The sequence below is a fragment of the Prevotella sp. S7 MS 2 genome (assembly GCF_000762865.1).
Lineage (GTDB): Bacteria > Bacteroidota > Bacteroidia > Bacteroidales > Bacteroidaceae > Prevotella.
Genome location: NZ_JRPT01000003.1, coordinates 39913 through 64155 on the forward strand (window position 1 = coordinate 39913; position 24243 = coordinate 64155).

The 24243-nt window shown below is 45.7% G+C and carries 20 protein-coding genes; 16 read left to right on the top strand and 4 right to left on the bottom strand.

The annotated features are described in order from the left end of the window. Positions 1-14 precede the first annotated feature (14 nt). The 3 genes from HMPREF0671_RS01280 (at position 15) to HMPREF0671_RS01290 (ending at position 3834) form a co-directional block, all read left to right on the top strand. Complete coding sequence (locus HMPREF0671_RS01280; protein ID WP_036896220.1) at positions 15-1013, top strand: glycoside hydrolase family 130 protein; 999 nt, start codon at positions 15-17, stop codon at positions 1011-1013. A gap of 13 nt (positions 1014-1026) precedes the next feature. Next, complete coding sequence (locus tag HMPREF0671_RS01285) at positions 1027-2664, top strand: beta-N-acetylhexosaminidase (protein WP_036896221.1); 1638 nt, start codon at positions 1027-1029, stop codon at positions 2662-2664. Between the two features lie 120 nt (positions 2665-2784). Then, complete coding sequence (locus HMPREF0671_RS01290; RefSeq protein WP_036896222.1) at positions 2785-3834, top strand: redoxin domain-containing protein; 1050 nt, start codon at positions 2785-2787, stop codon at positions 3832-3834. Between the two features lie 422 nt (positions 3835-4256). Here HMPREF0671_RS01290 and HMPREF0671_RS01295 read toward each other — a convergent pair whose 3' ends face one another. Together HMPREF0671_RS01295 and pnp are read right to left on the bottom strand one after the other, a co-directional pair. Then, positions 4257-4631 carry a desulfoferrodoxin gene (locus tag HMPREF0671_RS01295; protein WP_036896223.1) on the bottom strand — a complete coding sequence of 125 codons (375 nt, stop codon included), beginning with the start codon at positions 4629-4631 and terminating at the stop codon, positions 4257-4259. 331 nt (positions 4632-4962) lie between these two features. Then, entirely contained in the window at positions 4963-7206 is a 2244-nt protein-coding gene (pnp, locus tag HMPREF0671_RS01300) for a polyribonucleotide nucleotidyltransferase (protein WP_036896224.1), read from the bottom strand. A 654-nt stretch (positions 7207-7860) separates the two neighbouring features. Here pnp and dut point away from each other — a divergent pair. The 4 genes from dut (at position 7861) to HMPREF0671_RS01320 (ending at position 12845) form a co-directional block, all read left to right on the top strand. Further along, the gene (gene dut / locus HMPREF0671_RS01305; RefSeq protein ID WP_036896225.1) at positions 7861-8295 is read left to right on the top strand and encodes a dUTP diphosphatase; all 435 of its coding nucleotides are present in this window, start codon (positions 7861-7863) and stop codon (positions 8293-8295) included. Between the two features lie 198 nt (positions 8296-8493). Next, entirely contained in the window at positions 8494-10254 is a 1761-nt protein-coding gene (locus HMPREF0671_RS01310) for a lipopolysaccharide assembly protein LapB (RefSeq protein ID WP_232223150.1), read from the top strand. Between the two features lie 5 nt (positions 10255-10259). Next, positions 10260-11186: a DUF4292 domain-containing protein gene (locus HMPREF0671_RS01315; protein WP_036896281.1), complete on the top strand. Its 927-nt coding sequence runs from the start codon at positions 10260-10262 to the stop codon at positions 11184-11186. Continuing rightward, a complete protein-coding gene (locus HMPREF0671_RS01320; RefSeq protein ID WP_036896226.1) occupies positions 11187-12845 on the top strand; it encodes a peptidoglycan DD-metalloendopeptidase family protein in 1659 nt (552 codons plus the stop codon). Between the two features lie 137 nt (positions 12846-12982). Here the strand turns inward: HMPREF0671_RS01320 and HMPREF0671_RS01325 are convergent, their stop codons facing one another. After that, on the bottom strand, positions 12983-14062 hold the full coding sequence (locus HMPREF0671_RS01325) for a M20 family metallo-hydrolase (RefSeq protein ID WP_036896227.1): 1080 nt from the start codon (positions 14060-14062) through the stop codon (positions 12983-12985). 89 nt (positions 14063-14151) lie between these two features. Here HMPREF0671_RS01325 and HMPREF0671_RS01330 point away from each other — a divergent pair, with 89 nt between their 5' ends. From HMPREF0671_RS01330 to HMPREF0671_RS01340, 4 genes are all read left to right on the top strand, one after another. Continuing rightward, on the top strand, positions 14152-15960 hold the full coding sequence (locus tag HMPREF0671_RS01330) for a long-chain fatty acid--CoA ligase (protein ID WP_036896228.1): 1809 nt from the start codon (positions 14152-14154) through the stop codon (positions 15958-15960). Positions 15961-15994: 34 nt separating this feature from the next. Next, positions 15995-17113 carry a peptide chain release factor 2 gene (prfB, locus tag HMPREF0671_RS01335; protein ID WP_036896229.1) on the top strand — a complete coding sequence of 373 codons (1119 nt, stop codon included), beginning with the start codon at positions 15995-15997 and terminating at the stop codon, positions 17111-17113. A 92-nt stretch (positions 17114-17205) separates the two neighbouring features. Next, entirely contained in the window at positions 17206-17346 is a 141-nt protein-coding gene (locus HMPREF0671_RS12355; protein WP_197421733.1) for a hypothetical protein, read from the top strand. 160 nt (positions 17347-17506) lie between these two features. After that, positions 17507-18007, top strand: a complete 501-nt coding sequence (locus HMPREF0671_RS01340; protein ID WP_036896283.1) for a CYTH domain-containing protein — start codon at positions 17507-17509, stop codon at positions 18005-18007. Here HMPREF0671_RS01340 and HMPREF0671_RS01345 read toward each other — a convergent pair. Beyond that, positions 17967-18359, bottom strand: coding sequence for a VanZ family protein (locus tag HMPREF0671_RS01345; protein ID WP_036896230.1), 393 nt, complete (start codon positions 18357-18359; stop codon positions 17967-17969). The genes HMPREF0671_RS01340 and HMPREF0671_RS01345 overlap by 41 nt on opposite strands. An 80-nt stretch (positions 18360-18439) precedes the next feature. Between HMPREF0671_RS01345 and HMPREF0671_RS01350 the strand changes: the two genes are divergently transcribed. The 5 genes from HMPREF0671_RS01350 (at position 18440) to HMPREF0671_RS01370 (ending at position 24237) form a co-directional block, all read left to right on the top strand. After that, positions 18440-18652 carry a hypothetical protein gene (locus HMPREF0671_RS01350; protein WP_036896231.1) on the top strand — a complete coding sequence of 71 codons (213 nt, stop codon included), beginning with the start codon at positions 18440-18442 and terminating at the stop codon, positions 18650-18652. Positions 18653-18938: 286 nt separating this feature from the next. After that, positions 18939-19652: a DUF6563 family protein gene (locus HMPREF0671_RS01355; protein ID WP_052052737.1), complete on the top strand. Its 714-nt coding sequence runs from the start codon at positions 18939-18941 to the stop codon at positions 19650-19652. Between the two features lie 672 nt (positions 19653-20324). Then, positions 20325-22184 carry a 2-oxoacid:acceptor oxidoreductase subunit alpha gene (locus HMPREF0671_RS01360; RefSeq protein ID WP_036896232.1) on the top strand — a complete coding sequence of 620 codons (1860 nt, stop codon included), beginning with the start codon at positions 20325-20327 and terminating at the stop codon, positions 22182-22184. A gap of 17 nt (positions 22185-22201) precedes the next feature. Next, positions 22202-23200, top strand: a complete 999-nt coding sequence (locus HMPREF0671_RS01365; protein ID WP_036896233.1) for a 2-oxoacid:ferredoxin oxidoreductase subunit beta — start codon at positions 22202-22204, stop codon at positions 23198-23200. A 110-nt stretch (positions 23201-23310) separates the two neighbouring features. After that, positions 23311-24237 carry a rhomboid family intramembrane serine protease gene (locus HMPREF0671_RS01370; protein WP_036896234.1) on the top strand — a complete coding sequence of 309 codons (927 nt, stop codon included), beginning with the start codon at positions 23311-23313 and terminating at the stop codon, positions 24235-24237. Positions 24238-24243: the final 6 nt, after the last annotated feature.

Here is a 24243-nt window from a genome sequence, read left to right on the forward strand (position 1 = left end):
AACTCAATAACCTTATGACAAAACTTATCATCCAAGGGCAGCCATTGCCCAACATGCCTTGGGAAGAACGTCCCGCCAACTGTAAGACAACCGTATGGCGTAGTGAGCGCAATCCTATCATTCCACGCGACCTTTTGCCTACCAGCAACAGTATATTTAATAGTGCAGTAGTACCCTTTGGTAAGGGCTTTGCGGGTGTTTTCCGCTGCGACGACACTAATCGACGCATGGTATTACACGTTGGTTTCAGCGACGACGGTGTAAAGTGGAACATCAATGAAGAACCTCTTCGCTTTGAATGTGACAATGCCGAGATAGGCGAATGGGTGTATGGATACGATCCACGCGTTTGTTTTATCGAGGATCGTTACTATGTAACATGGTGCAATGGCTATCATGGACCTACCATCGGAGTGGCTTGGACCAAGGATTTCAAGACTTTCCACCAGCTGGAAAATGCTTTCTTGCCCTATAACCGTAACGGTGTACTATTCCCAAAGAAAATCAATGGCAACTTCGCCATGTTGAGTCGCCCATCCGATACTGGGCATACGGCTTTTGGAGACATTTTCTACAGCGAATCGCCTGATATGGAATTCTGGGGGCACCATCGCCATGTTATGGCACCGGCTCCCTTTGAACAGAGTGCTTGGCAGTGTATGAAGATAGGTGCCGGACCTATTCCTATTGAAACAAGTGAGGGTTGGTTGCTCTTCTACCATGGTGTATTGCATTCTTGTAACGGCTATGTATATGCCTTTGGTTCGGCTCTTCTCGACCTTGAACAGCCTTGGAAACCCATCTATCGCAGCGGTCCTTACCTCATCACACCGCAAACTCCTTACGAATGTATGGGCGATGTACCTAACGTTTGTTTCCCTTGTGCCGAGTTACACGACCCCGAAACCGGTCGCGTAGCCATCTATTACGGATGCGCTGACACCGTAACCGGCCTCGCATTTGGCTACATCCCTGAGATTATTGAGTTCACTAAGAAGAACAGTATTATTTAATCAACCTATAAACATGAAAAAAACATTATTATCAGTAGCTATCATGATGGCCTCATTATCATTGCAGGCAGCTGATGCTAACTACAACGTAGTGCCGCTACCTCAAAACATTGAGATGGTCAAAGGTAAGGCTTTTGTGCTCGATGCCAACACTGTTATCGTTGCAGATGCCGATGCTGACATGCAGCGCAATGCTCAATTCTTGGCTGATTTCATCAAAGAGACCACCGGAATCCAAGTTTCCGTGGCTCAAGGTAAAACCAAAGCAAAGAGTGGAAACATCATATTACGCTTAAATAAGAAGCTCACCAATAATGAAGGATACCAATTAACGGTAGACGGAAAGAACGTCACTATCGAGGCATTAACCCCGGCTGGTGTGTTCTACGGCATCCAGACACTACGCAAATCATTGCCCGTAGGTACTGAGGCCAGCGTCAACTTGCCCGCAACAAAGATTTCCGATGCACCTCGTTTCGGCTATCGTGGTGGTATGTTGGATTGTGCTCGTCACTTCTTCCCAGTTTCTTTTGTGAAGCAATACATTGATATGTTGGCTCTCCACAATCTCAATACCTTCCACTGGCACCTTACCGAGGATCAGGGATGGCGTATGGAAGTGAAGAAATATCCTAAGTTGACACAGTTGGGTGCTATCCGTGAGCAGACATTGGCGGGACATTATGGTAGTGGATTGTACGATGGTACTCCCTATGGTGAGGGCATGTACTACACAGAAGCGCAGATGCGAGAGATTGTAGACTATGCTGCTAAGCGCTATATAACTGTAATTCCTGAGATAGATATGCCCGGTCACATGCTTGGAGCATTGCGTGCTTATCCCGAATTAGGTTGTACCGGTGGTCCTTACAAAGTAGCTGAAGAGTGGGGAGTATTCCCTGATATCCTCTGTGCAGGTAAAGAAGAGACATTTAAATTCGTAGAAAACGTTCTTGACGAACTCTGCGATATCTTCCCATCTAAGACCATACATCTTGGTGGAGACGAAGCTCCGCGTGTTCGTTGGGAGAAATGTCCACTCTGTCAGAAGCGTATTAAGGATCTCAACATCACCGGTAAGAATGGTTTCTCGGCCGAAGCTCAATTGCAAGTGTACTTCCTGAACCGTGTTGCTAAATACCTTAAGGGTAAGGGACGCAACGTTATTGGATGGGATGAAATACTTGAAGGCGATGACATAGACCCTGCTACTACCGTCATGAGTTGGCGTGGTGTTGAGGGCGGAAAGACCGCTTCTGATCGTGGTCTGAATGTTATCATGTCGCCTACCACTTACTATTATCTCGACTATTATCAGACAAAGGACAAGAGCAACCTCTTGTTGATTGGTGGAAACCTCCCTGTAGAGAAGACATATAGTTATAATCCGGTGCCCGACGACGCTTCTGCTAATCTGAAGAAGCATGTAGTGGGTGTACAAGCTAACCTATGGACTGAGTATATTCCATGTGCATCTGTGGCAGAATATCAGCTTCTTCCTCGTCTCGCGGCAATGGCTGAGACTGGCTGGACAGCCAATGATAAGAAAGATTTCAATTCGTTTAAGCAGCGCGAAGGCAATCTAACCAAACTCTACGATACCAAGGGTTGGGCTTATTGCAAGGAAGCTTGGCAACAAGAAAAGAAGTAAATCCTCTTTCACCCAGCAATCTTTTGCTCGATTGTTGGGATTTTTTTGCCTTTATTTACTGTATTTCAAGTTATTATCTACATTTTTTTCCGACACTTATATATAATATAACTATAACTCATGAAAGGTTTACGCATCTATTTCACTATTATTCTAGCTTTTTTATGCTTACAAGGTACAACTGCTCAAAACAACGATTTCCATTTCCATGGAACATTAACAACGTGGGGAGACACCCTCGTTGTAATGCAACCCATGCATCCGGAATACGCTGATACCATTATTCGACATAACGGAACATTCGACTTCCTACTTCCCATCAAAACTTCCACGCTAGTAGACATTGTATCGTTATCCGCACTGAGAAATATCAACCATGAACAGATAGAACGCTTTTTGGCCGTTCCGGGGGAAACGTTAGATTACAAAGAAGGCCATCTTGCGGGCAGCTCCTTCTATCAAGTATATGAACAGACGCTCAACCACGTTATAAGAGACAAAGACAAGCCGGTTACACGAGAGTCTATCATCGACTACGCATTGGCTCATGCTGACTCAGAAAATGCGGTCATAGCCTTGTCAGAATGGCGAACAAATTATTTGTTGACGAGCGACGAGATGGAAGAGACGTATAAGAAGCTGTCGCCCGATATACAGCAAGGACGACTGAAAGAGTTTTTTTACGATTTGGTGCAATGGAAAAGAGACTTCGAAAACAAAGTACAAGAGGCTCAACAGACCGAATCCGGTATTGTAAACCAGTCTGCTCCCGACTTCGCTTTGCCCGATACGAACGGTCGTATACATCGTCTTAGCGACTATCGTGGCAAGTATATACTCTTGGATTTTTGGGGAACTTGGTGCGGAGCATGCGTCAAGGATCTACCTAGGCTGAAACAATATGCCACACAATACCAAGACCGAATGATGGTTATCGGTGTGGCTTGCAACGACAAGACAGATAGCTGGAAACAGTGTATTGATAAACATGAGTTGTCATGGCTTAATCTCATACAGCCCAAAGACGGCAAGACTACACAACAATATGGCGTATTGCAGTTTCCCACAAAGATACTGATAACACCAGAGGGAAAAGTAATAAATGCTCCGCGAGGCCACGGTATCTATGAATTCATAGACAAATTGTTTAGTCAAAAAGGCAATCTATAAATCAATAATGTGCAAATATACAAAATCATATAAGGCAAATACAATAGTTTTTCTATAAAATATTACACTCATCCGAAGAATTGCGTGATGGAATAATGACTGTCCGGAGGACAGCCCTATCAATCGCCGTAGTGTTGGAGCGAAGCGAAAACCTACGGAAATAAGGGTAAAGGTATTCGAGTCTGAAAGACTCCCCCTTTGATAATTATGCTGATGGGTAGTCTTAGCAGACTGAATACTTGCCATCACACAACACCGTAGGTTTAAAAGCCCACGGCTATGAAATGGGTAGTTCTACGGACTGTTAATGCCCATACTATTATATGATTTCACGGATGAATCCCATTTTGCCCCGTATATCAATAAAAAAACTCCCTACAATCTTATGAATGATTGCAGGGAGTTTCTATATTTCTACAGTATTATGAACGCCACAAACCGTGAAGGTTGCAATATTCGCGAGCATAAACATCGGTAGCGTCAGTCTTGAATTCAGCTACAGGAGCCTCACCCGGCTTCAAGTATTTACGCATTACCATATCGCCAGCGATGAGTTCAATCCACTGGATAGAGTGTTCTTCCAACATTGGATGAGCTACAGAACCAACAGTTACTCTGTATCCGCCCTCAATCTTCTCTACAACAGGTACGTGTTTCTCTTTGGCTGCGTCTACACTATTCTCTTTTAGGAGCTCCATAGGTTCGCCACAACAAGCCAACTCACCATCTGTAGGATTCAATACTTCTACGAGGCTTCCACATTTAGTAGAACGATAAATTTCATTTAACTTCATAATCTAGTTCGTTTTTATTTTAATGTATAATGTTTATTTTAAAAAATATATCTCATTCGATATTGCAAAGATAATAAAAAAAACAATACATGCAAATATTTTAGCAAAAATAAAAATCCTCCTCGCAGTTTTCAGCAAACCATGAGGAGGATTTATTACACCTTATTATATATATGCTTTTCGCAAGTTGGTGTGTAATTTGGAGTTATGAGAAGTTATTGGAAGTTAGCAGGAGTTGTCGGACAAATGTCTGTTAACTCCTTTTATCTTCCGTTATCTCCCGATAACTTCAGCATCGAACATGAATGTTCGACGTGAGTTCTGTACACGATAGTTAGTCGTTGTTCTCGTTATGCTCGTGACGTAGCTGACGATCACCATCTCTACGAGGACGGCGTTCGCCGTTGTTTTCGCGACGAGGGCGGCGCTCGCGCTCTACATAACCTTCAGGTTTAGGCAACAATGCACGGCGAGAGAGCTTGTATTTACCAGTCTTGGGGTCAATATCAACCAACTTCACCTGAATCTTATCGCCTTCCTTGATGCCTGCCTCTTCGACAGTCTCAAGACGCTTCCAGTCGATTTCGCTGATGTGGAGCAATCCGTCCTTGCCCGGGAGAATCTCTACGAAGCAACCATAAGGCATGATCGAACGAACAGTACCGTCGTAAACCTCACCTACTTCGGGGATAGCCACGATAGCCTTAATCTTAGCCAACGCTGCATCAATAGCGTCTTTGTTAGGAGCCGATACCTGTACGTGACCCTTACCGTCGCTCTCGTCAATGGTAATCGTAGCGCCCGTATCTTCCTGCATCTGCTGGATAATCTTTCCACCGGGGCCGATGATAGCACCAATAAATTCCTTAGGAATATCGAAAGCCTCGATACGAGGAACCTGTGGCTTCATTTCTGCGCGTGGCTCAGAGATGGTTTCCATCATCTTACCAAGAATATGTTCGCGTCCAGCCTTTGCCTGCATCAGGGCTTGTTCCAAGATTTCAAAACTCAAACCGTCGCACTTGATATCCATCTGAGTAGCTGTCAAACCATCCTTTGTACCGGTGGTCTTGAAGTCCATATCGCCCAAGTGGTCCTCATCGCCGAGAATATCACTCAAGATAGCAAACTTGTCTTCGCCCGGATTCTTAATCAATCCCATAGCGATACCCGAAACAGGCTTCTTCATAGGTACACCGGCATCCATCAATGCCAATGTTCCGGCACATACGGTAGCCATAGAAGAAGAACCGTTAGACTCCAAAATCTGGCTTACCAAGCGAACTGTGTAGGGGAACTCAGCTGGAATCTGATCCTTCAGACCGCGCCATGCCAAGTGACCGTGCCCGATTTCACGGCGACCTACGCCACGTTGAGCCTTAGCCTCGCCTGTAGAGAACGGTGGGAAATTGTAGTGAAGGAGGAAACGCATGTAACTCTTCTCTAATACGTCGTCCACCATCTTCTCGTCAAGCTTTGTACCAAGTGTACAAGTAGACAGAGACATGGTCTCACCACGCTGGAAGAGCGCACTTCCATGAGGCATTGGAAGAGGCGAAACCTCACACCAAATAGGACGAATATCGGTAGTCTTACGACCATCCAAGCGTATTCCTTCGTCCAAAATGCAACGACGCATGGCATCGCGCAATACATCTTCGTAGTAGCGAGCAGCTTCGGCATGCTTTTCTTCCAGCTCATCGGCTGTCAGATCGGTATGAGCTGCATCGTACTTCTCGATGAAGTCGGCCAGTATTTTGTCGAAAGCATCGTGGCGTACGTGCTTTTCCAAAGCCTGCTTGTTAATATCATATACGGGCTGATACAGCTCGTCGTTCATCTGCTTACGCAAATCTTCGTCGTTCACTTCGTGGCAATATTCGCGCTTGGTGTCTTTGCCCAACTCCTTAGAGAGTTCGTCTTGCAACTCGCACATAGGCTTGATAGCCTCGGCAGCAACCTTCAATGCACCAATCAAATCTTGCTCTGAGACTTCTTTCATCTCACCTTCCACCATCATGATGTTGTCCTTAGTAGCACCCACCATCAAGTCCATATCGGCATCTGCCATCTGTTGGAAAGTAGGATTAATCACGTACTCACCATTAATGCGTGCTACGCGAACCTCAGAGATAAAATAATCGAAGGGAATATCTGAACAAGCCATGGCTGCAGAAGCTGCAAAACCAGCCAGAGCATCTGGTTGGTCTACGCCATCGGCTGAAAGAAGCATCACTTGTACATAAACTTCAGCATGGTAATTAGAGGGGAAAAGGGGACGTAGTGCACGGTCTATCAAACGTGAAGTAAGAATCTCGTTGTCACTAGCTTTGCCTTCGCGCTTGGTAAATCCACCGGGGAATCGACCGGCAGCACTGTACTGCTCGCGATAATCTACTTGCAAAGGCATGAAATCTGTACCCGGAACGGCATCCTTAGCTGCACAAACGGTTGCGAGGAGTACGGTGTTGCCCATGCGGAGTACCGCAGCACCATCGGCTTGTTTTGCAACTTTTCCGGTCTCAATTGTGATGGTTCTTCCATCAGGCAATTGAACTGTTTTTGTAATTACGTTCATCTAAAAAATTAAAACTTTATTGTTTTGACTTACATCTAAAAAATATTTCGTGACAAAGATACTGATTTAATAGGGAAGTAAAGACTAAATGGTCAATTATTTTGTAATTTATCACATTACTGCAAGGGCATAACAGCAATCTTGCCTAACCTCCCCAGTTTTTATGCATGGCCGAGGCAGCAATGTTGAAGAGGCGCTGCAACAGCCCCACCCCAGCCCTCCCCAAAAGGGGAGGGGAATAAAAAGGGGAATAGGAATTAAGTTTTCGAGTTAATAAGTTCTTAAATTATGAAGCAGAAAAGATTATTCTCTTTCTCCCTCTCCCTTTGGAGAGGGCTGGGGTGAGGCCTCTGTAGCGACAGAAAAGATTATTCTCTTTCTCCCTCCCCTTTATGGGGAGGGCTGGGGTGGGACTTTTCTATCATCATGGATTTGTAATATGTGGAAGCGAATGTAATTCTCCCCAACAATAGGGTATGATTTGGGAGTTGAAAATGGGCCTTTTATAGAGGCTAAAGGTTTTATAAAACATGTGGAAACCTGCTATGTAGTGTGCCAAAAGGCACATCACGACATCCCTATTTTTCTTTTTTAAGATGAAAAAGGGAACTATTCAGACAGAATTGATTAATTTTGCAAGATATAGTATCCAGTATGAAGATAAAAGTAGTAAATACCGGTCGTCAGCCATTACCGCAATATGCGACGGCGCAAAGTGCCGGACTCGATCTCAGGGCAAACATCGATGAGCCCATCATTCTCAAACCTTTGGAGCGCAGACTCATCCCCACGGGGCTGCATATCGCCCTGCCTGTAGGCTACGAGGCGCAGATACGTCCTCGCAGTGGACTGGCTTTGAAGCATGGACTCACGGTACTCAATACGCCGGGAACGGTGGATGCTGACTATCGTGGCGAGATTATGGTGCTGCTGATCAATTTTTCCAACGAACCGTTTACGGTGAACGACGGTGAGCGTATTGCCCAAATGGTGATAGCACGTCATGAACAAGCCGAGTTTGAATTGGTGGAAGAACTTGATGAAACCGAGCGTGGTGTGGGCGGATACGGACATACCGGAGTGAAATAAATATAATAAACTTTCGCAAGTTTAGAAGTAAGCGGGAGTCAACAGGAGTGAAAGTCTCTGAGAGACTTGTAGTCAACAGACGATAATTTGGTCTTTTATATATAGTCATACGTCTGTTAACTCCGACGCATAGCGACTAACTTCCCTTAATTTCCGATAACTCCAAAGGTGAGCATCATTGCGAAACTGAGATAGAATATGAAGCATTTGATATCTTTATTGGCGGCTTTCATGGGTGCAGCCATCTTATACCCTGCCCTAGCCGACAACGATATACATACAACCAAACCTAAGTTTACGGTTGATACCATACCGGCTGTCATTCGTAACAGTTACGAAGCTCATTTCTTGGAGGCTGCGCGACAACTCAATGCCAATCACGACGACTCGGCACTGACGTTGTTGAACCGTTGTATTGATATGAAACCGGAGGCTGCCGAAGCTTATTTCCTGCGCTCACGTATCTATGGTATACAGCACGAAGACACGTTGGCCATGGCCGATTTGCAGCATGCTGCCGCGCTCAATCCGCAGAATAGCACCTATCAGGAGAACGTAGCACAGAACTATATCAACTTTCGGCAGTTCGATAAGGCTATCGTTGCTTTTGAGAAACTATATGAGAACAATCGAGACCGTAGTGATGTACTGAATGTGTTGATACAACTTTATCAGCACGAAAAGAACTACGATATGATGCTTGACGCCACCAACAGACTGGAACTGATGGAAGGTAACAGTGAGGATATGACGTTGGCGAAGATACGTATCTACGAGATGAAGGGCGATAAGAAGTCGGCTTTCAAAGTTCTCAAGGCACTTTGCGACGCTCATCCCAGCGATGTGAACTACCGAGTGATGATGGGTAACTGGCTGATGCAGAACAGTAAGCAGAAAGATGCTTACAAGATATTCCAACAAGCATTGAAAGAAGAACCCGACAACGTGTATGCTGAAAGTTCTATGCGCGACTATTATCGTGCCACGGGTAAGGATTCTTTAGCGCACGAATTGACGGAACGTATCTTGATGAGTCGCAAGACGAGCTCGCAAGACCGCGTCACCATGATGCGACAACTGATTCAGGAGAGCGAGAAAGATGGTAAGGACAGTATGGATATTGTGCGATTGTTCGACCGCGTATTACAACATAATCCGAAAGACGGAGACGTGGCTGAGTTGGCAGCAGCCTATATGACACTGAAAAAGATGCCCGAAGACAGTGTCAAGCGGGCGTTGAATCGCGTGCTAAGTATTAGTCCCGATAACGTAGGTGCACGCTTACAACTCATTCAAGGGTTGTGGTCCAAGAAAAAGTGGGACGATATTATCGCGCTATGCGAACCGGCTTTGCTCTATAATCCCGACGAAATGGCATTCTACTATTTCAAGGGATTGGCCTATTATCAAAAGGAGAACAATGATGAAGCGCTGTCTACGTTCCGCAAAGGGGTGAGTCAAATCAACTCGAGTAGCAATCCCGATATTGTATCCGACTTCTATGCTATCATGGGAGACATACTTCATCAGAAGGGACAGGCCCAAGAGTCGTTTGCAGCTTACGATAGTTGTTTGCAATGGAAGTCTGATAATGTGGGTTGTCTGAACAATTATGCTTACTATCTTAGCGAAGAGGGGCAAGATTTGAAGCGTGCTGAGGAGATGAGTTTCCGCACAGTGAAGGCCGAACCCAAGAATTCTACTTTCTTGGATACTTATGCTTGGATTCTATTCTTGCAAAGCCGATACGAAGAATCGAAGATTTATATAGATCAAGCTATCAAGAACGACACCGACTCGGTGGTGAGTGCGGTGGTCTTGGAGCATGCCGGTGACATACACGCTATGTGTAATGAACCTGATAAGGCGGTGGACTTTTGGCAGCAAGCCGTCAAGGCGGGTAGTACAAGTGCGCTGATACAGAAGAAATTGAAGTTGAAGAAATATATCAAAGAATAGGTATGATGAGAACAAAGATAATTTATAAGATAGGATTGATGGGCATGAGTGCGCTCTTGTTCCTAGCCTCTTGCGGCAGCAAAAAGGCTTTGGTAAAAGAAGGACAAGGCGTTGCCGGTGTGACCACCCAATCTGGTAAGACGGCCGGAAAGGCTACTAATGCGACTACTTCCGACTTGCAACGACTGGCATTTGTGCAGAAAGTGGCCGACACCAAAGTGTATGCGGAGAATATTGTAGGCGGTATTACGTTCAATTTGAAGGCAGGCGACAAGGATATTACAATGCCCGGGCAGTTGCGTATGCGTAAAGATGAGGTGATACGATTGCAGATTACCATCCCGTTGCTGGGTACAGAGGTGGGGCGACTGGAGTTTACACCAACCTATGTGCTCGTCATCGACCGTCTACACAAGCAATATGTGAAGGCCAATTACAATGAGTTGGACTTCTTAAAGAATAACGGTTTGAATTTCTACAGTTTACAGGCATTGTTCTGGAACCAATTGTTCTTGCCCGGACAGCAGAAAGTATCAGAGTCGAACTTGAAGAAATATGGTGTCGATTTGCAGGCTATGGGCGCTATGGTGCCCGTGACTTTGACCGATGGTAACATAACTTATCAATGGAATGCAGATAAGAATGACGGTCGAATCATGCGTACCGATGTCACCTATAAGAGTGCACAGCACGGCACATCGACCTTGGTATGGAACTATTCCGATTTCAAGAGCGTGGGTGTGAAGTCGTTCCCCGGTACACAGGTGTTCTCTTTTACCACCACAGCTACCAAGAAGAAACAGCAAGCTACAATCTCTATCTCTATGAATGAGGTGACAACCAACGGCAACTGGGATACACAGACGACTGTATCTGATAGATATAAGCAGATTGCAGCACAGGATATCTTGAAACAAATCATGAACTTATAAATGAAGAAGATACTGTTGATATTGTTGGCTGTAGCTTTTACTGCAGTTGCTCCCGCCCAAAAGAAGACGGTGAAGACGCAGAAACGGAAGGCACAGACGACGGTTAAAAAGAAGAAGACCACTACTACAAAGGCGACAAAGAAGAAGACAGCCGTCTATTCCAACGCGTCTATTAAGAGTCTGCAAGGTCAGCGCTCGCAGATACAAAAGAAGATTAAGCAACAAGAACAGCAGTTGCGAGCCAATCAAGCCGACGTGAAGAAGCGATTGGAAAATCTCATTAGCCTGAATACTCAGATTGATGAGCGACAGAAAAATATCGAAGGTATTCAGAAAGATATTCACCATATCGAGGGCAACTTGGATATATTGAAGGCGCAGTTGCAAACATTGGAGCAACAATTGGCCGACCGTAAGACAAAATATATCAAGTCTATGCGTTACATGGCACGCAATAGTACGATACAAGATAAGCTGATGTTTATATTCTCGGCAAAGAACTTGGCGCAGATATATAGACGCTTACGCTTCGTTCGTGAATATGCCGACTACCAAAAAGCCCAAGGCGAGATGGTCAAAGCCAAGCAAGCACAAGTGGATAGTAAGCATCAGCAGTTGCAGGATGTTCGTAGTCAGAAGAATAACTTGCTTTATAAGGGTAAGAAAGAACAGTCGGCGTTGATTGGACAGCAGGACGAACAGAAGAAAGTAGTGGCTTCGTTGCAGAATCAACAGAAGACGATTCAGAAGGTAATCAACGAACAACGCCAGAAAGATGCGGCTCTGAATGCACAGATTGATCGCTTGATAGCCATTGAAGTAGAGAAAGCCCGGCAGCGAGCTATTGCTGAAGCGAAGCGTAAGGCGGCCGCTCAAGAAGCAGCAAGGAAGCGTGCTGAGGAGTTAGCTCGGCGGAAAGCAGCAGCCGAAGCAGCGGCACGAGAGAACGCTCGTCGTATTGCTGAGGCTAAAGAACGTGAGGCTAAGTTGAAGGCCGAGGCCGAAGCGGCTCGTCAAGCACAACTTCAGGCAGCGGCAGATGTTGCCAAGAAGGAGAGTAAAGAGCGTGCTCAGAAGTTGGCAAATGAAGCTGCTGAACGTCGGGAAGCAGCAGAACAAGCTGCACGTGAGGCAGAGTCGGCTCGTATAGCGGCCGAACGTAAGGCACGAGTAGATGAAGCTCGCGAGGCCAAAGAGATAGCCGATGCTACGAAAAAGAATAATGAAGCACAGCGATTCAGTACGGTAGACCGTATGATGAGTGGTGGATTTGAAGCTAACAAAGGTCGATTGCCGATGCCGATTACTGGTAGTTATCAGGTTGTGAGCCACTTCGGACAACATAAAGTGGATGGTCTGAAGAACGTAAGTTTGGATAATAAAGGTATCAATATCAAGGGAAATTCGGGCTGTATGGCTCGTTCCATCTACGATGGTGAGGTGAGTGCTGTATTCGGATTTGCCGGTTCGATGGTCGTTATGGTGCGTCATGGCGCCTATATCTCGGTATATTGCAACCTGAAATCGGTGAGTGTGACGAAAGGACAAAAGGTTTCTACCCGCCAAGCATTAGGTGCTGTAGGTATCGACAACATCCTCCAATTCCAATTAAGAAGAGAAACTGCCAAGTTAAACCCTGAGGTTTGGTTGGGGAGATAAAGAGTCTAGCGATAGATAATATTTGTAAAAAGTAATTATCTATACGGCTCAAAGATAGCAAGAAAATCTTATTAATCGGCTCAAATTGAGCTGATTAAGTATAATTTTATATCGATTTTGAACCGATTAAGGGCTTTTCAAAATTGTTGGTAGAACGGTATCTTGCATCCATCCAGTATCTTTTGATACATGTCGATGGCGTTTTCCATCTCTTGGATATAGATGAATTCATCGGCAGAATGCGAGCGTGATGACTCTCCGGGACCAAGTTTAAACGATGGGAATGGCATGAGAGCTTGGTCGCTGAGGGTTGGTGAGCCATAAGGAGTAAGGCCCATGTCTATACAGCGACGTACCAAAGGGTGTTCAATGTCGATGTGCGACGAGCGGAGATGGAACGAGTGGGCATGCACTTCCGACTTTACATGTCGGCAAATAAAGTCGTATACCTCTTGATTATCGTAGTATTCGTTGGTTCGGATATCCACCAACATCTTGCATTCATCGGGTATCACATTGTGTTGTGTGCCTGCATTGACAACCGTTACCGTCATCTTTGTCGGACCAAGAAACGGACTCACCTTCTCAAAACGATAGTCGCGAAGCCATAGTAGGTCGTCTAATGCCTCGTAAATGGCATTCACTCCCTCGTTACGGGCGGCGTGTCCCGATTTCCCACGAGCTATGACGTCGAGCACCATCAGTCCTTTTTCGGCAATGGCAGGCTGTAATCCGGTGGGTTCACCCACTACTGCCACATCAATAGATGGCAATAATGGCAACACACGACGGATACCATTAGCTCCCGAAACCTCCTCTTCTGCCGATGCCAAATATACCAAGTTATAAGGTTGTGGACGCTCCACTAGATAGCGGAATGTTTGTAGTAGGGTGGTCAACCCGCCTCCACAATCGTTGCTACCCAACCCGAATAATTTTCCATCTTTAATCGTTGGACTGAACGGATTGCGTGTCCAAGTTGCCACAGGTTTCACAGTATCGAGGTGAGCATTCAACAACAGAGTGGGACGCGAGCTGTCAAAGTGTGGGTCTATCGCCCATACATTGTTCGCCTCACGGCAAGGTGAGAAACCATAATCGGCTATGGTTTGAAACATTACATCGGATGCTTTTTCCTCATCTCGGCTAGTTGATGGGATGGCAATGAGTTGGCTGAGCAGTCGAACGGCTTCGTTGGTATATTCTTTCTGTGTCATAGGTGTAGGCAAAAGTAATAAAATAATTATATCTTTTTGCTGTTCTATCTGATTTACACTATCTTTGCAAGAAATAAAATCGTTAGATTATGCAAACAATATGCCACCTCTCAGTCCTTATTCATGAACAAGCAAAGAAGTATGCGAACCGTCCTGTGTTGACATATCGTAATTTTGGAAGCAGAGAGTGGAAGACTGTTTCATGGAATCAATTCTCTTTACGCGTCAAACAAGTGAGCAATGCGCTTCTTAATTTGGGTATTAAGCCTCAAGAGCACATTGCCGTTTATGCCCAAAACTGCGTACAATACCTCTATACAGACTTTGGTGCTTATGGTATAAAAGTTGTTTCTGTGCCGTTTTATTCTACTAGTAGCGAGCAGCAGATACAACATATGATTAACGATGGAAGCATCCGTTTTGTTTTTGTTGGCGAACAGGAACAGTATGATAGAGCCCATCGTATTTTTGCATTATGCCCTACTTTGGAGCGTATCATCGTTTTCGACCGTGGCGTAAGAATCAGTACGCACGACCCTGCAAGTATTTATTTCGATGATTTTATAAAACTTGGAGAAGACCTTCCTCGCCAGACAGAGGTCGAAGCATTGTGGAAAGAAGCTTCCGACGACGATTTATGCAACATCCTTTATACCAGTGGAAGCACCGGAGATAGCAAAGGTGTGCAGCTCACATACAGTCAATATACTGCTGCTCTCAAAGCGAATGGAGAGTGTGTACCCGTCGGTGAGAAGGATAGAGTCATCAATTTCCTTCCTTTTGCCCATATTTTTGAGCGTGCATGGGCATACTTATCCTTGTCAGCAGGTGCACAGTTGATAGTCAATACCAATCCGAAAGAGATACAGGATAGCATGCGCGAGACCCATCCTACGTGTATGAGCAGTGTCCCAAGGTTTTGGGAGAAAGTCTATATAGCTGTAAAAGCACGTGTGGAAAGTTCAAGTGCGGTGCAACGCAAGTTGTTCTTGCATGCTTTGTCGGTCGGTAAGAAGCGCAATATAGAGTATCTCAGCAAAGGCAAACGAGTACCGTTGGCACTTGAGTTGGAATATAAAGTGATGAATAAGACTATTCTCAGTCTTGTGCGTAAGCAGATAGGACTTGAGAATCCCAATATCTTCCCTACGGCAGGAGCTTATGTTTCGCCCGAAGTAGAAGAGTTTGTACATTCCGTTGGCATTGATATGCTCGTAGGATATGGACTCACCGAGAGTCTGGCCACAGTCTCTTGCGACCACAAGGGTAAACCATTTACCTTGGGATCTGTAGGTCGTCCAATCAATGGGCTAGAGATAAAGATAGGCGAAAACAACGAAGTCTTGCTCAAAGGGCCAACGATTACGCCCGGTTACTACAAGCGCGATACCACCAATGCAGCTGCTTTTGATGAAGACGGATTTTTCCATACGGGCGACGCAGGGTATCTGAAAGATGGCGAACTCTTCTTGACCGAGCGCATCAAAGACCTCTTTAAAACTTCGAATGGTAAGTATATAGCTCCTCAACATTTGGAAGCCATGCTGTTAGTCGATAAATATATAGAGCAAACAGCGGTGGTAGCCGACCAACGCAAGTTCGTTTCCGCGCTTATAGTTCCTGAATATACCGTCCTAGAAGAGTGGGCTCGCGAGCATCATGTGGCTTTCAACAACCGCGAAGAACTGTGTAATAATGCCGAGGTCAAGCAGATGATGAAAGAGCGTATCGACACGCTCATGCAGGGATTGGCCTATTACGAGCAGGTGAAACGATTCACCCTGTTGCCTCATCATTTCTCGATGGAGACGGGAGAATTAACCAATACGCTCAAACTGAAGCGTGGAGTTATCAATAAGAATTACAAGAACGTCATAGAAGACATGTACGCTGAATAGGCCGGTACGCTCTATCGACACATCAAATAAGTAAATGATTACATCCGATCAACTCAAAAATGTGATGGAGCGTGCCGACGCTTTACATCATTATTTGAATATAGACCAGAAGAAAGTAGAGTTCGAAGAAGAACAATTACGTACCCAAGCTCCCGACTTTTGGGAAGATGCGCAACGCGCTCAAGACCAAATGAAGAAGGTAAAGAGTATCGAGAAGTGGCTCAAGGACTATCAACAAGTACGCCAACTTGCCGATGAGTTACAGTTGGCTTTCGACTTTTACCGCGACGAAATGGTCACCGAACAAGAGGTAGACGACCTTTATGCGAAGGTTATCACGGCCATTGAAGCGCTCGAACTCAAGAATATGCTCCGTCAGGAAGAAGATCCGATGGACTGTGTGATGAAGATTAATTCCGGAGCCGGCGGTACCGAGAGTCAGGATTGGGCTTCCATGCTCATGCGTATGTATATGCGGTGGGCCGAAGCTCATGGATATAATGTCACCATCAGCAACCTACAAGATGGCGATGAGGCCGGCATCAAGAGTGTCACGATGAAGATTGAGGGGAGTGAATATGCTTATGGCTATCTCAAGAGCGAGAATGGTGTACACCGATTGGTACGTGTTTCACCATTCAATGCACAGGGTAAGCGCATGACAAGTTTTGCCAGTGTGTTCGTAACTCCGCTGGTCGACGATACTATCGAGGTGTTTGTAGACCCTGCCCGACTCTCTTGGGACACCTTCCGATCGGGTGGTGCGGGCGGTCAGAACGTCAATAAGGTGGAGTCGGGTGTGCGTTTGCGCTATCAATACGAAGACCCCGACACCGGCGAACAAGAGGAAATCTTGATTGAGAATACCGAGACGCGCGACCAACCTAAGAACAAAGCCAAGGCCATGCAGCTTTTGAAGTCGCAGCTCTACGACCGTGCTATGAAGCGACGCCTCGAAGCTCAGGCCAAGATAGAGGCCGGTAAGAAGAAGATAGAATGGGGAAGTCAGATACGAAGTTACGTCTTCGACGACCGTCGTGTGAAAGACCATCGTACTAATTATCAGACCAATGATGTGGATAGTGTGATGAATGGCAAGCTCGATGAGTTTATCAAGGCTTACCTCATGGAGTATCCGGAAGAAGAGTCGTGATAGAGTGAAGGAGTTATATCCTCCCTCCTATTCTTTCTAATGCCCCTACTCTGCTTATCCTTTTCCAATAAATAACCTTTAATAAAAAATATATGAGTAACAACAGCAAACTGCACCGCGAACAACGCGCTGCTAAACAAGAGAAGCAAGCTAAGAAAGTAATCAACTGGATATTTGTCGGTTTGATTCTATTGGCAATCGCATTTGCCATCTATTCGATGACTATCGTATAATCAACTTGACTTTCGCAAGTTGATGTATATTGAGGAGATAACGGAAGATGACGGGAGCTAAAAAGGGATAGCAGGCATTTAGGCCGATAACTCCTATTTACTCCTAGTAACTTCCAATAACTCCTAAGTTGAGCATCCATGCGAAACTTAAATAATGAATATGAGTGGATTAGAAATTGAAAGGAAATTCCTTGTGAAGAAAGGCGACATGTATAAGCGTGCCGCCTTTTCTTGTAGCCATATCCGGCAAGGCTATATTCCGGCGCAAGGTGCTACAGTAAGGGTGCGCGTACGCGACCATCAAGCCTTTTTGACTATCAAAGGTCCGTCGGTCAATGGGGGTATGTCGCGTTATGAATTTGAAAAAGAAATCACGCTCGATGAAGCCGGTCATCTGCTGGAATTGTGCCAAGGAGGCGTCATCGACAAGCATCGCTACCTTGTTAAGAGCGGTAGCCATGTCTTCGAAGTTGATGAATTTCATGGCGATAACGATGGCCTCATCATGGCAGAAGTGGAGTTAAGCGACGAAACAGAGGCTTACGAGAAGCCCGATTTCATCGGACTAGAAGTGACGGGCGACCGCCGTTTCTACAATTCCCATCTGCTTCGCTCGCCTTTTAGTGTTTGGAGAAGCACTTTACCAGAAGAATACCGATAACTTGTCCCACTATTACGCCGAGCCCATCGGCCACGAAATCGAGCCAGTCTCCACTGCGTCGGCCACCTGTACACGTCGCTTGTGCTATCTCTATGAGCCCACCCATGACGAGCGGAGCAGCGCAAGCGGTAATCAATGCCTGCCTCCAAACGATAGGTTGATGCCTGCGTAGATATTCAAACCACACGATGCTACACAACATGAGATACATCACGACGTGCGTCCACTTATCTATTAGCGACACATGAGAGAGTGGAGTCTCCGGTATAGGTATCAAACATATCACCCAAATGACTACCACTAGCAACGTTGTTAGCGGATAGTACTTGATTGTTTCAGCTATTTTATTCATCTTTACAAAGGTAATCAACTTCTCGATAATAACATGTTATCATAGCGAGAGAATTGCATTCGCTCACGTATTACAAATCCATGATGATAGAAAAGCCCCACCCCAGCCCTCTCCAAAGGGAGAGGGAGAAAGAGAATAATCTTTTCTGTCGCTACAGAAGCCTCTCCCCAGCCCTCTCCAAAGAGGGGAGGGAGAAAGAGAATAATCTTTTCTGTCGCTACAGAAGCCTCTCCCCAGCCCTCCCCATAGAGGGGAGGGAGAAAGAGAATAATCTTTTCTGCTTCATAATTTAAGAACTTATTAACTCAAAAACTTATAACTCCATCTCCCATTGTATCTTCCCTCCCCTTTTGGGGAGGGAGGGGTGGGGCTGTTGCAGCCCCTCTTCAGCGTTACTGTCTCGCCCATTCAGCATCGCTGCAGAGCCTATACAGTAACGTTGTCGCAGCCTTGCAGAAAAAAGAAAAAAATGATGTTGAGAATTTGTTGATTCTCATTTTCTTTCTACTTTTGTCACTGTTGTTTTGCGAAATAATAAAATTTACTTGATAATCAGATTCTAATTAGCTTTAATACAAGATGAAAACAAAGCATTTAGTAGTATTCATGTTCGTGAGTGTGTTATCTCTCCTCGGACAAAACGTGTATGCACAGACTAGTGAAGTCAACGATACCATTTCGCAAGATTCCACATCTACCATCACCACAGTGAATTATTGTATCACGTACGACGACCTGCAAGCTGGGCATTGGAGCAGTGTCGACTCTGTAGAGGTGGTTACCAAGAGTCGTACCAAGCAAGCGTGGTGGGGCGGAAAAGGTTTTAAGTTCGACTCTGATAATAAGGCTACGAAGCGCTTACTCAAAAAAGAAGCCGTGGCAGTGATGTATCGTGATACTCTGCTTTTCAATTTAAATCATCTCAAAGACCGCGGAACCCTCTTTGGCAAGGGCTATGTTCGTGCACACAAGATGGCCGACGGTCGTTATCTCATCCTCTATTTCGATGTGGCAAAGATGAATACCAAGATGGCCGTTGGAGGTATGTTCGGTCTTATAGGTTCGTTGGCCGCCTCTGCGTCGGCTAACAAAGTGGCTAAACAAACTGTATGTTACATCGTGACACTGGGTGAGAAGAAGGTCAAGATTATTGATGAGAAAGTAATGCTTAGTTTGCTTGCGGGGCGTCCAGAGCTATATGATGAATATTATAAGACTAATAAAAAGGAGCGTACCTACGCCGAACATATCGTTCCGGTGCTGAAAAAAGCCGGTATTGTAGGCGAGGATTAAACGAGGAAACCTCTTCCCTAGGATGAGGGGAATATAAGAATGAAGAACATAGAGACGATGTAAGCATCGTCTCTTATTGTTTAAATCGCTTATCATCCATTTTATTTGCTATGAAGACTGAGTACATCTCATTTCTGCTCGCGCGGTATTTTATAGCTCATGTAGAATGCTCAATAGATAGAAATACAATATGCTGTATCCACAAACCATAGTATTGTCTTTGTCGCGAAGCAACCAAAGAAAAATAACCGCGGACAAAGTCCGTGGAAAGTAGATCGTTATCGGTTATCAGTACCGAAAGTACTGAATAGGAATATCATGTAAGGAGGGCGCGGATTTTATCCGTATTGAGTACCTCTCGGCACTCATTTTCCTTGTAGATACATTTTTCCAGCGGTAATAAACCGCTGGTTATTCGTCTCTAGTCGCTTTACGACATAAATCGGAAGAAGCACTTCTTCTTTCTGTAAGTAGAGGTCTTACTTTACTTATGAATTTATTTTATTCTGGAGACTTAAAGGCTCCGACTATTGAATGGACTGTTCTTCTAGCGAAAATAATTGTTGTTTTTCGGGCAACAAAGGTTAAAATGTGGTTTGTTTTTTGTTATGTCAACGATAATTTACACCTTTGTACACTTTGAATTAATAATCTAATAATAGTATAACACTTATGACAGAAGGGCTCGAAATAAAGGAACTGGATCAAGTTGTCGTCAGGTTCTCAGGCGATTCAGGCGACGGCATGCAGTTAGCAGGCACCATCTTCTCTACAGTATCCGCCATCGAAGGAAACGATATATCCACTTTCCCCGATTATCCCGCTGATATTCGCGCTCCGCAAGGTTCGCTTACAGGCGTCTCAGGCTACCAAGTCCATATCTCGGAAGATGAGGCTCTCACTCCCGGAGACTTATGTGACGTGCTCGTGGCAATGAATGCTGCGGCACTTAAGACCCAGTATAAATATGCCAAACCGCAGGCAACAATCATCATCGATGCCGATGATTTCGGGCCAAATGATCTTCGCAAGGCGGAATTCAAGACCGACAATTATCTTGGCGAATTAGGTATTGATCCCGACAGAGTGGTGCAATGCCCCATTACCAGTTTTGTAAAAGAGGCGTTGAAAGATTCAGGTATGGACAATAAGTCTATACTGAAGTGCCGCAATATGTTTGCTTTGGGTATCGTGTGCTGGCTCTTTGGGCGTAATCGGAAGTTGGTTGCCGATTTCCTGCGTAAGAAGTTTGTACGCAAGCCTCAACTGGCCGAGGCCAATATCAAGGTAGTCAATGCCGGCTACGATTATGGAGCTAACACCCATGCGAGCGTCCCCGCCACCTATCGCATAGAGAATCGGCATAAGCATCCCGGCCGTTATATCGACATAACAGGTAATAAAGCCACCGCCTACGGATTGTTGGCTGCTGCCGAGCGTAGCGGACTGAAGTTGTTTTTAGGTTCTTATCCCATCACACCGGCCACCGATATACTCATCGAATTGTCCAAACACCGCTCCATGGGAGCTATCACCATGCAGTGCGAAGATGAACTAAGCGGTTGCGCTAGTGCCATTGGTGCAGCCTTTGGTGGTGCATTGGCTGTCACATCTACATCGGGTCCGGGTATCTGTTTGAAGTCGGAAGCCATGAATTTGGCTGTGATGGACGAGCTGCCTTTGGTAGTGATAGACGTTCAGCGTGGCGGTCCTTCGACCGGACTTCCCACGAAGGGCGAGCAAACCGACCTACTCCAAGTGCTCTTCGGGCGCAATGGAGAGAGCCCGATGCCCGTGATTACCCCCACCGGACCGACCGATTGTTTCTACGGAGCGTACATGGCGTGCAAGATTGCAGTAGAGCACATGACTCCTGTAGTGCTGTTGACCGATGCTTATATAGCCAATGGCTCGGCGGCATGGCGACTTCCTGACATCGCTGAATGGCCCGACATCAAGCCACATTTGGCTACTGAGGAACAGAAAGACAATTATTCTCCTTATGAGCGCGACCCGGAAACGGGGGCTCGCTATTGGGCTGTTCCGGGACAAGAGGGCTATATGCATATTCTTGGAGGACTGGAGAAGGAAAATGAAACGGGTAAAATCTCGAACAATCCGGAGAATCATAACCTCATGGTGAAGCTACGTGCAGAGAAGGTAGCACGTATTCCTGTGCCCGATGTACGCGTCATTGGCGATGCCGACGATGCCGAATTACTCATCGTCGGATTTGGTGGAACCTATGGACATCTATGTACTGCCATGCGCGAACTGCGTAGTCGGGGACATCGGGTGGCTTTGGCTCATTTCAAATACATCAATCCGCTACCGGCCAATACAGCCGAAGTACTGCACCGTTATCCGCGTGTGGTGGTTGCAGAACAGAATATGGGTCAGTTTGCCGGCTACCTTCGCATGAAGATAGATGGTTTCGTACCCCTGCAATACAACGAGGTGAAAGGCAAACCGTTTGTCGTGAGCGAACTCGTGGCAGCCTTTGAGAGAATGATAACAAACAAGTCGTGCTAGTATAATCTGTCTAATATATGAACGCAAATGATTTTAAAAAGGGACAGCCTCGTTGGTGTCCGGGCTGCGGAGACCATTTCTTCCTCAACTCTTTGGAAAAGGCAATGGCCGAAATAGGTGTTCCTCCCCATGAGACAGCTGTCATTACGGGTATCGGTTGTAGTGGCCGACTCTCGTATTATACCAATACATATGCTTTACAAACAATTCATGGACGTGCCGCTGCAGTTGCTACGGGACTGAAGATAGTACATCCTGAGCTCACCGTTTGGCAGGTGAGTGGCGACGGCGATGGCTTGGCTATCGGCGGTAACCATTTTATCCATGCCGTACGACGCAATGTCGACATCAATATGATACTGCTCAACAACCGTATCTACGGCTTGACAAAGGGGCAGTATAGTCCTACTTCGCCCCGTGGATTCGTCTCAAAGTCGAGCCCTTATGGTACTGTACAAGACCCATTCCGTCCTGCAGAGCTATGTTTTGGCGCTCGCGGACGCTTCTTTGCCCGTGCCGTTGCCAACGATGGGCAGCATACTGTGGACATACTCAAGGCTGCTTGGAAACACAAAGGTGCTTCGGTGTGCGAGATCTTACAAAACTGCATGATTTTCAACAACGGTGCTTACGACCCTGTCTACACACGTGAAGGGCGTAGTAAGAATGCCATTTACGTGGAACATGGGAAACCGTTGCTTTTTGGAGAAAACTTGGAATACGGGTTGGTACAAGAAGGTTTCGGCCTGTGTGTGGCCAAACTGGGTGAGAATGGTATTACCATCGACGATATATTGGTGCACGATGCCCATGCCATGGACAACACGTTGCAGTTGAAGTTGGCCATGATGGATACCGAACAAGGCTTCCCCGTGGCGCTGGGTGTGATTCGTGATGTTGATGCTCCCACTTACGATAGTTGTCTCAATGCACAAGTTGAGCAGGTCAAGGCTGCCAAGTCCTACCATACGTTCAACGAGTTGCTGGAGACAAACGATATTTGGGAAGTGAAGTGATTTTCCCTTTCTGCGCATAAAACTCTTAACTCTTCCTAAGCGATTTGTTGATTCCACTGTTTTTTCGTACTTTTGCGATATTATATATCTTAAAAGAATAGGAGATTACAATGCGCAATATACCGGTTATGACGAAGAATTTGCTCATCATCAATGTGCTGGCTTTTATCTGTATGCTGGTTCTTTCGATGACGGGCATCGACTTAAACGACATCTTCGGACTTCACTTTTTCCTCGCTCCCGACTTCCAAATCTATCAGTTAGTCACCTATATGTTCATGCATGGTGGCTGGATGCACCTCTTTTTTAATATGTTTGCGCTGTGGATGTTCGGCGTTGTGGTAGAGAATGTATGGGGACCTCGCAAGTTCTTATTTTACTATTTATCGTGTGGTGTTGGTGCCGGACTGTTCCAAGAGTTGGTTCAGTTGGTATCATTCTATATGACAATACATGGACAGAACCCCGAAATAGGCCTCTCGCAATTAGGAGCTGTGGCCACACAAGTGGGTGCGGCGCTCAATATGTGGACCACTGTGGGTGCATCGGGTGCTATCTATGCCATCCTGTTGGCGTTCGGAATGATATTTCCCGAAGAGCGTATCTTCATCTTCCCTCTGCCGATTCCCATCAAAGCCAAATGGTTTGTACTGTTCTATGCAGGTATTGAAGTGTTCTCGTTATTAGGCACTACCAATGATAATGTGGCTCATTTGGCTCATTTAGGTGGTATGGTGTTCGGATATTTCATGATTCGCTACTGGCGCAATCATCCCACACAAGGCTATGGCCGTTCGCAGGGAGCACAGTTTTTCGATTCATTACGCAACCGATGGGAGCAGCGTAGTCATCGTCAAGCCGACACTCGTAGCACGGAAGCACCGCAAGACAAACAAAGCGATTGGGATTATAATGCTCGCAAACATGCAGAGCAGGAAGAGATAGACCGCATACTAGACAAGATTCGCAGGAGTGGATACGATAGCTTGACGGCCGAAGAGAAGCGTAGACTCTTTGAAAGTAGCAATCGTAATTAGTGGCTC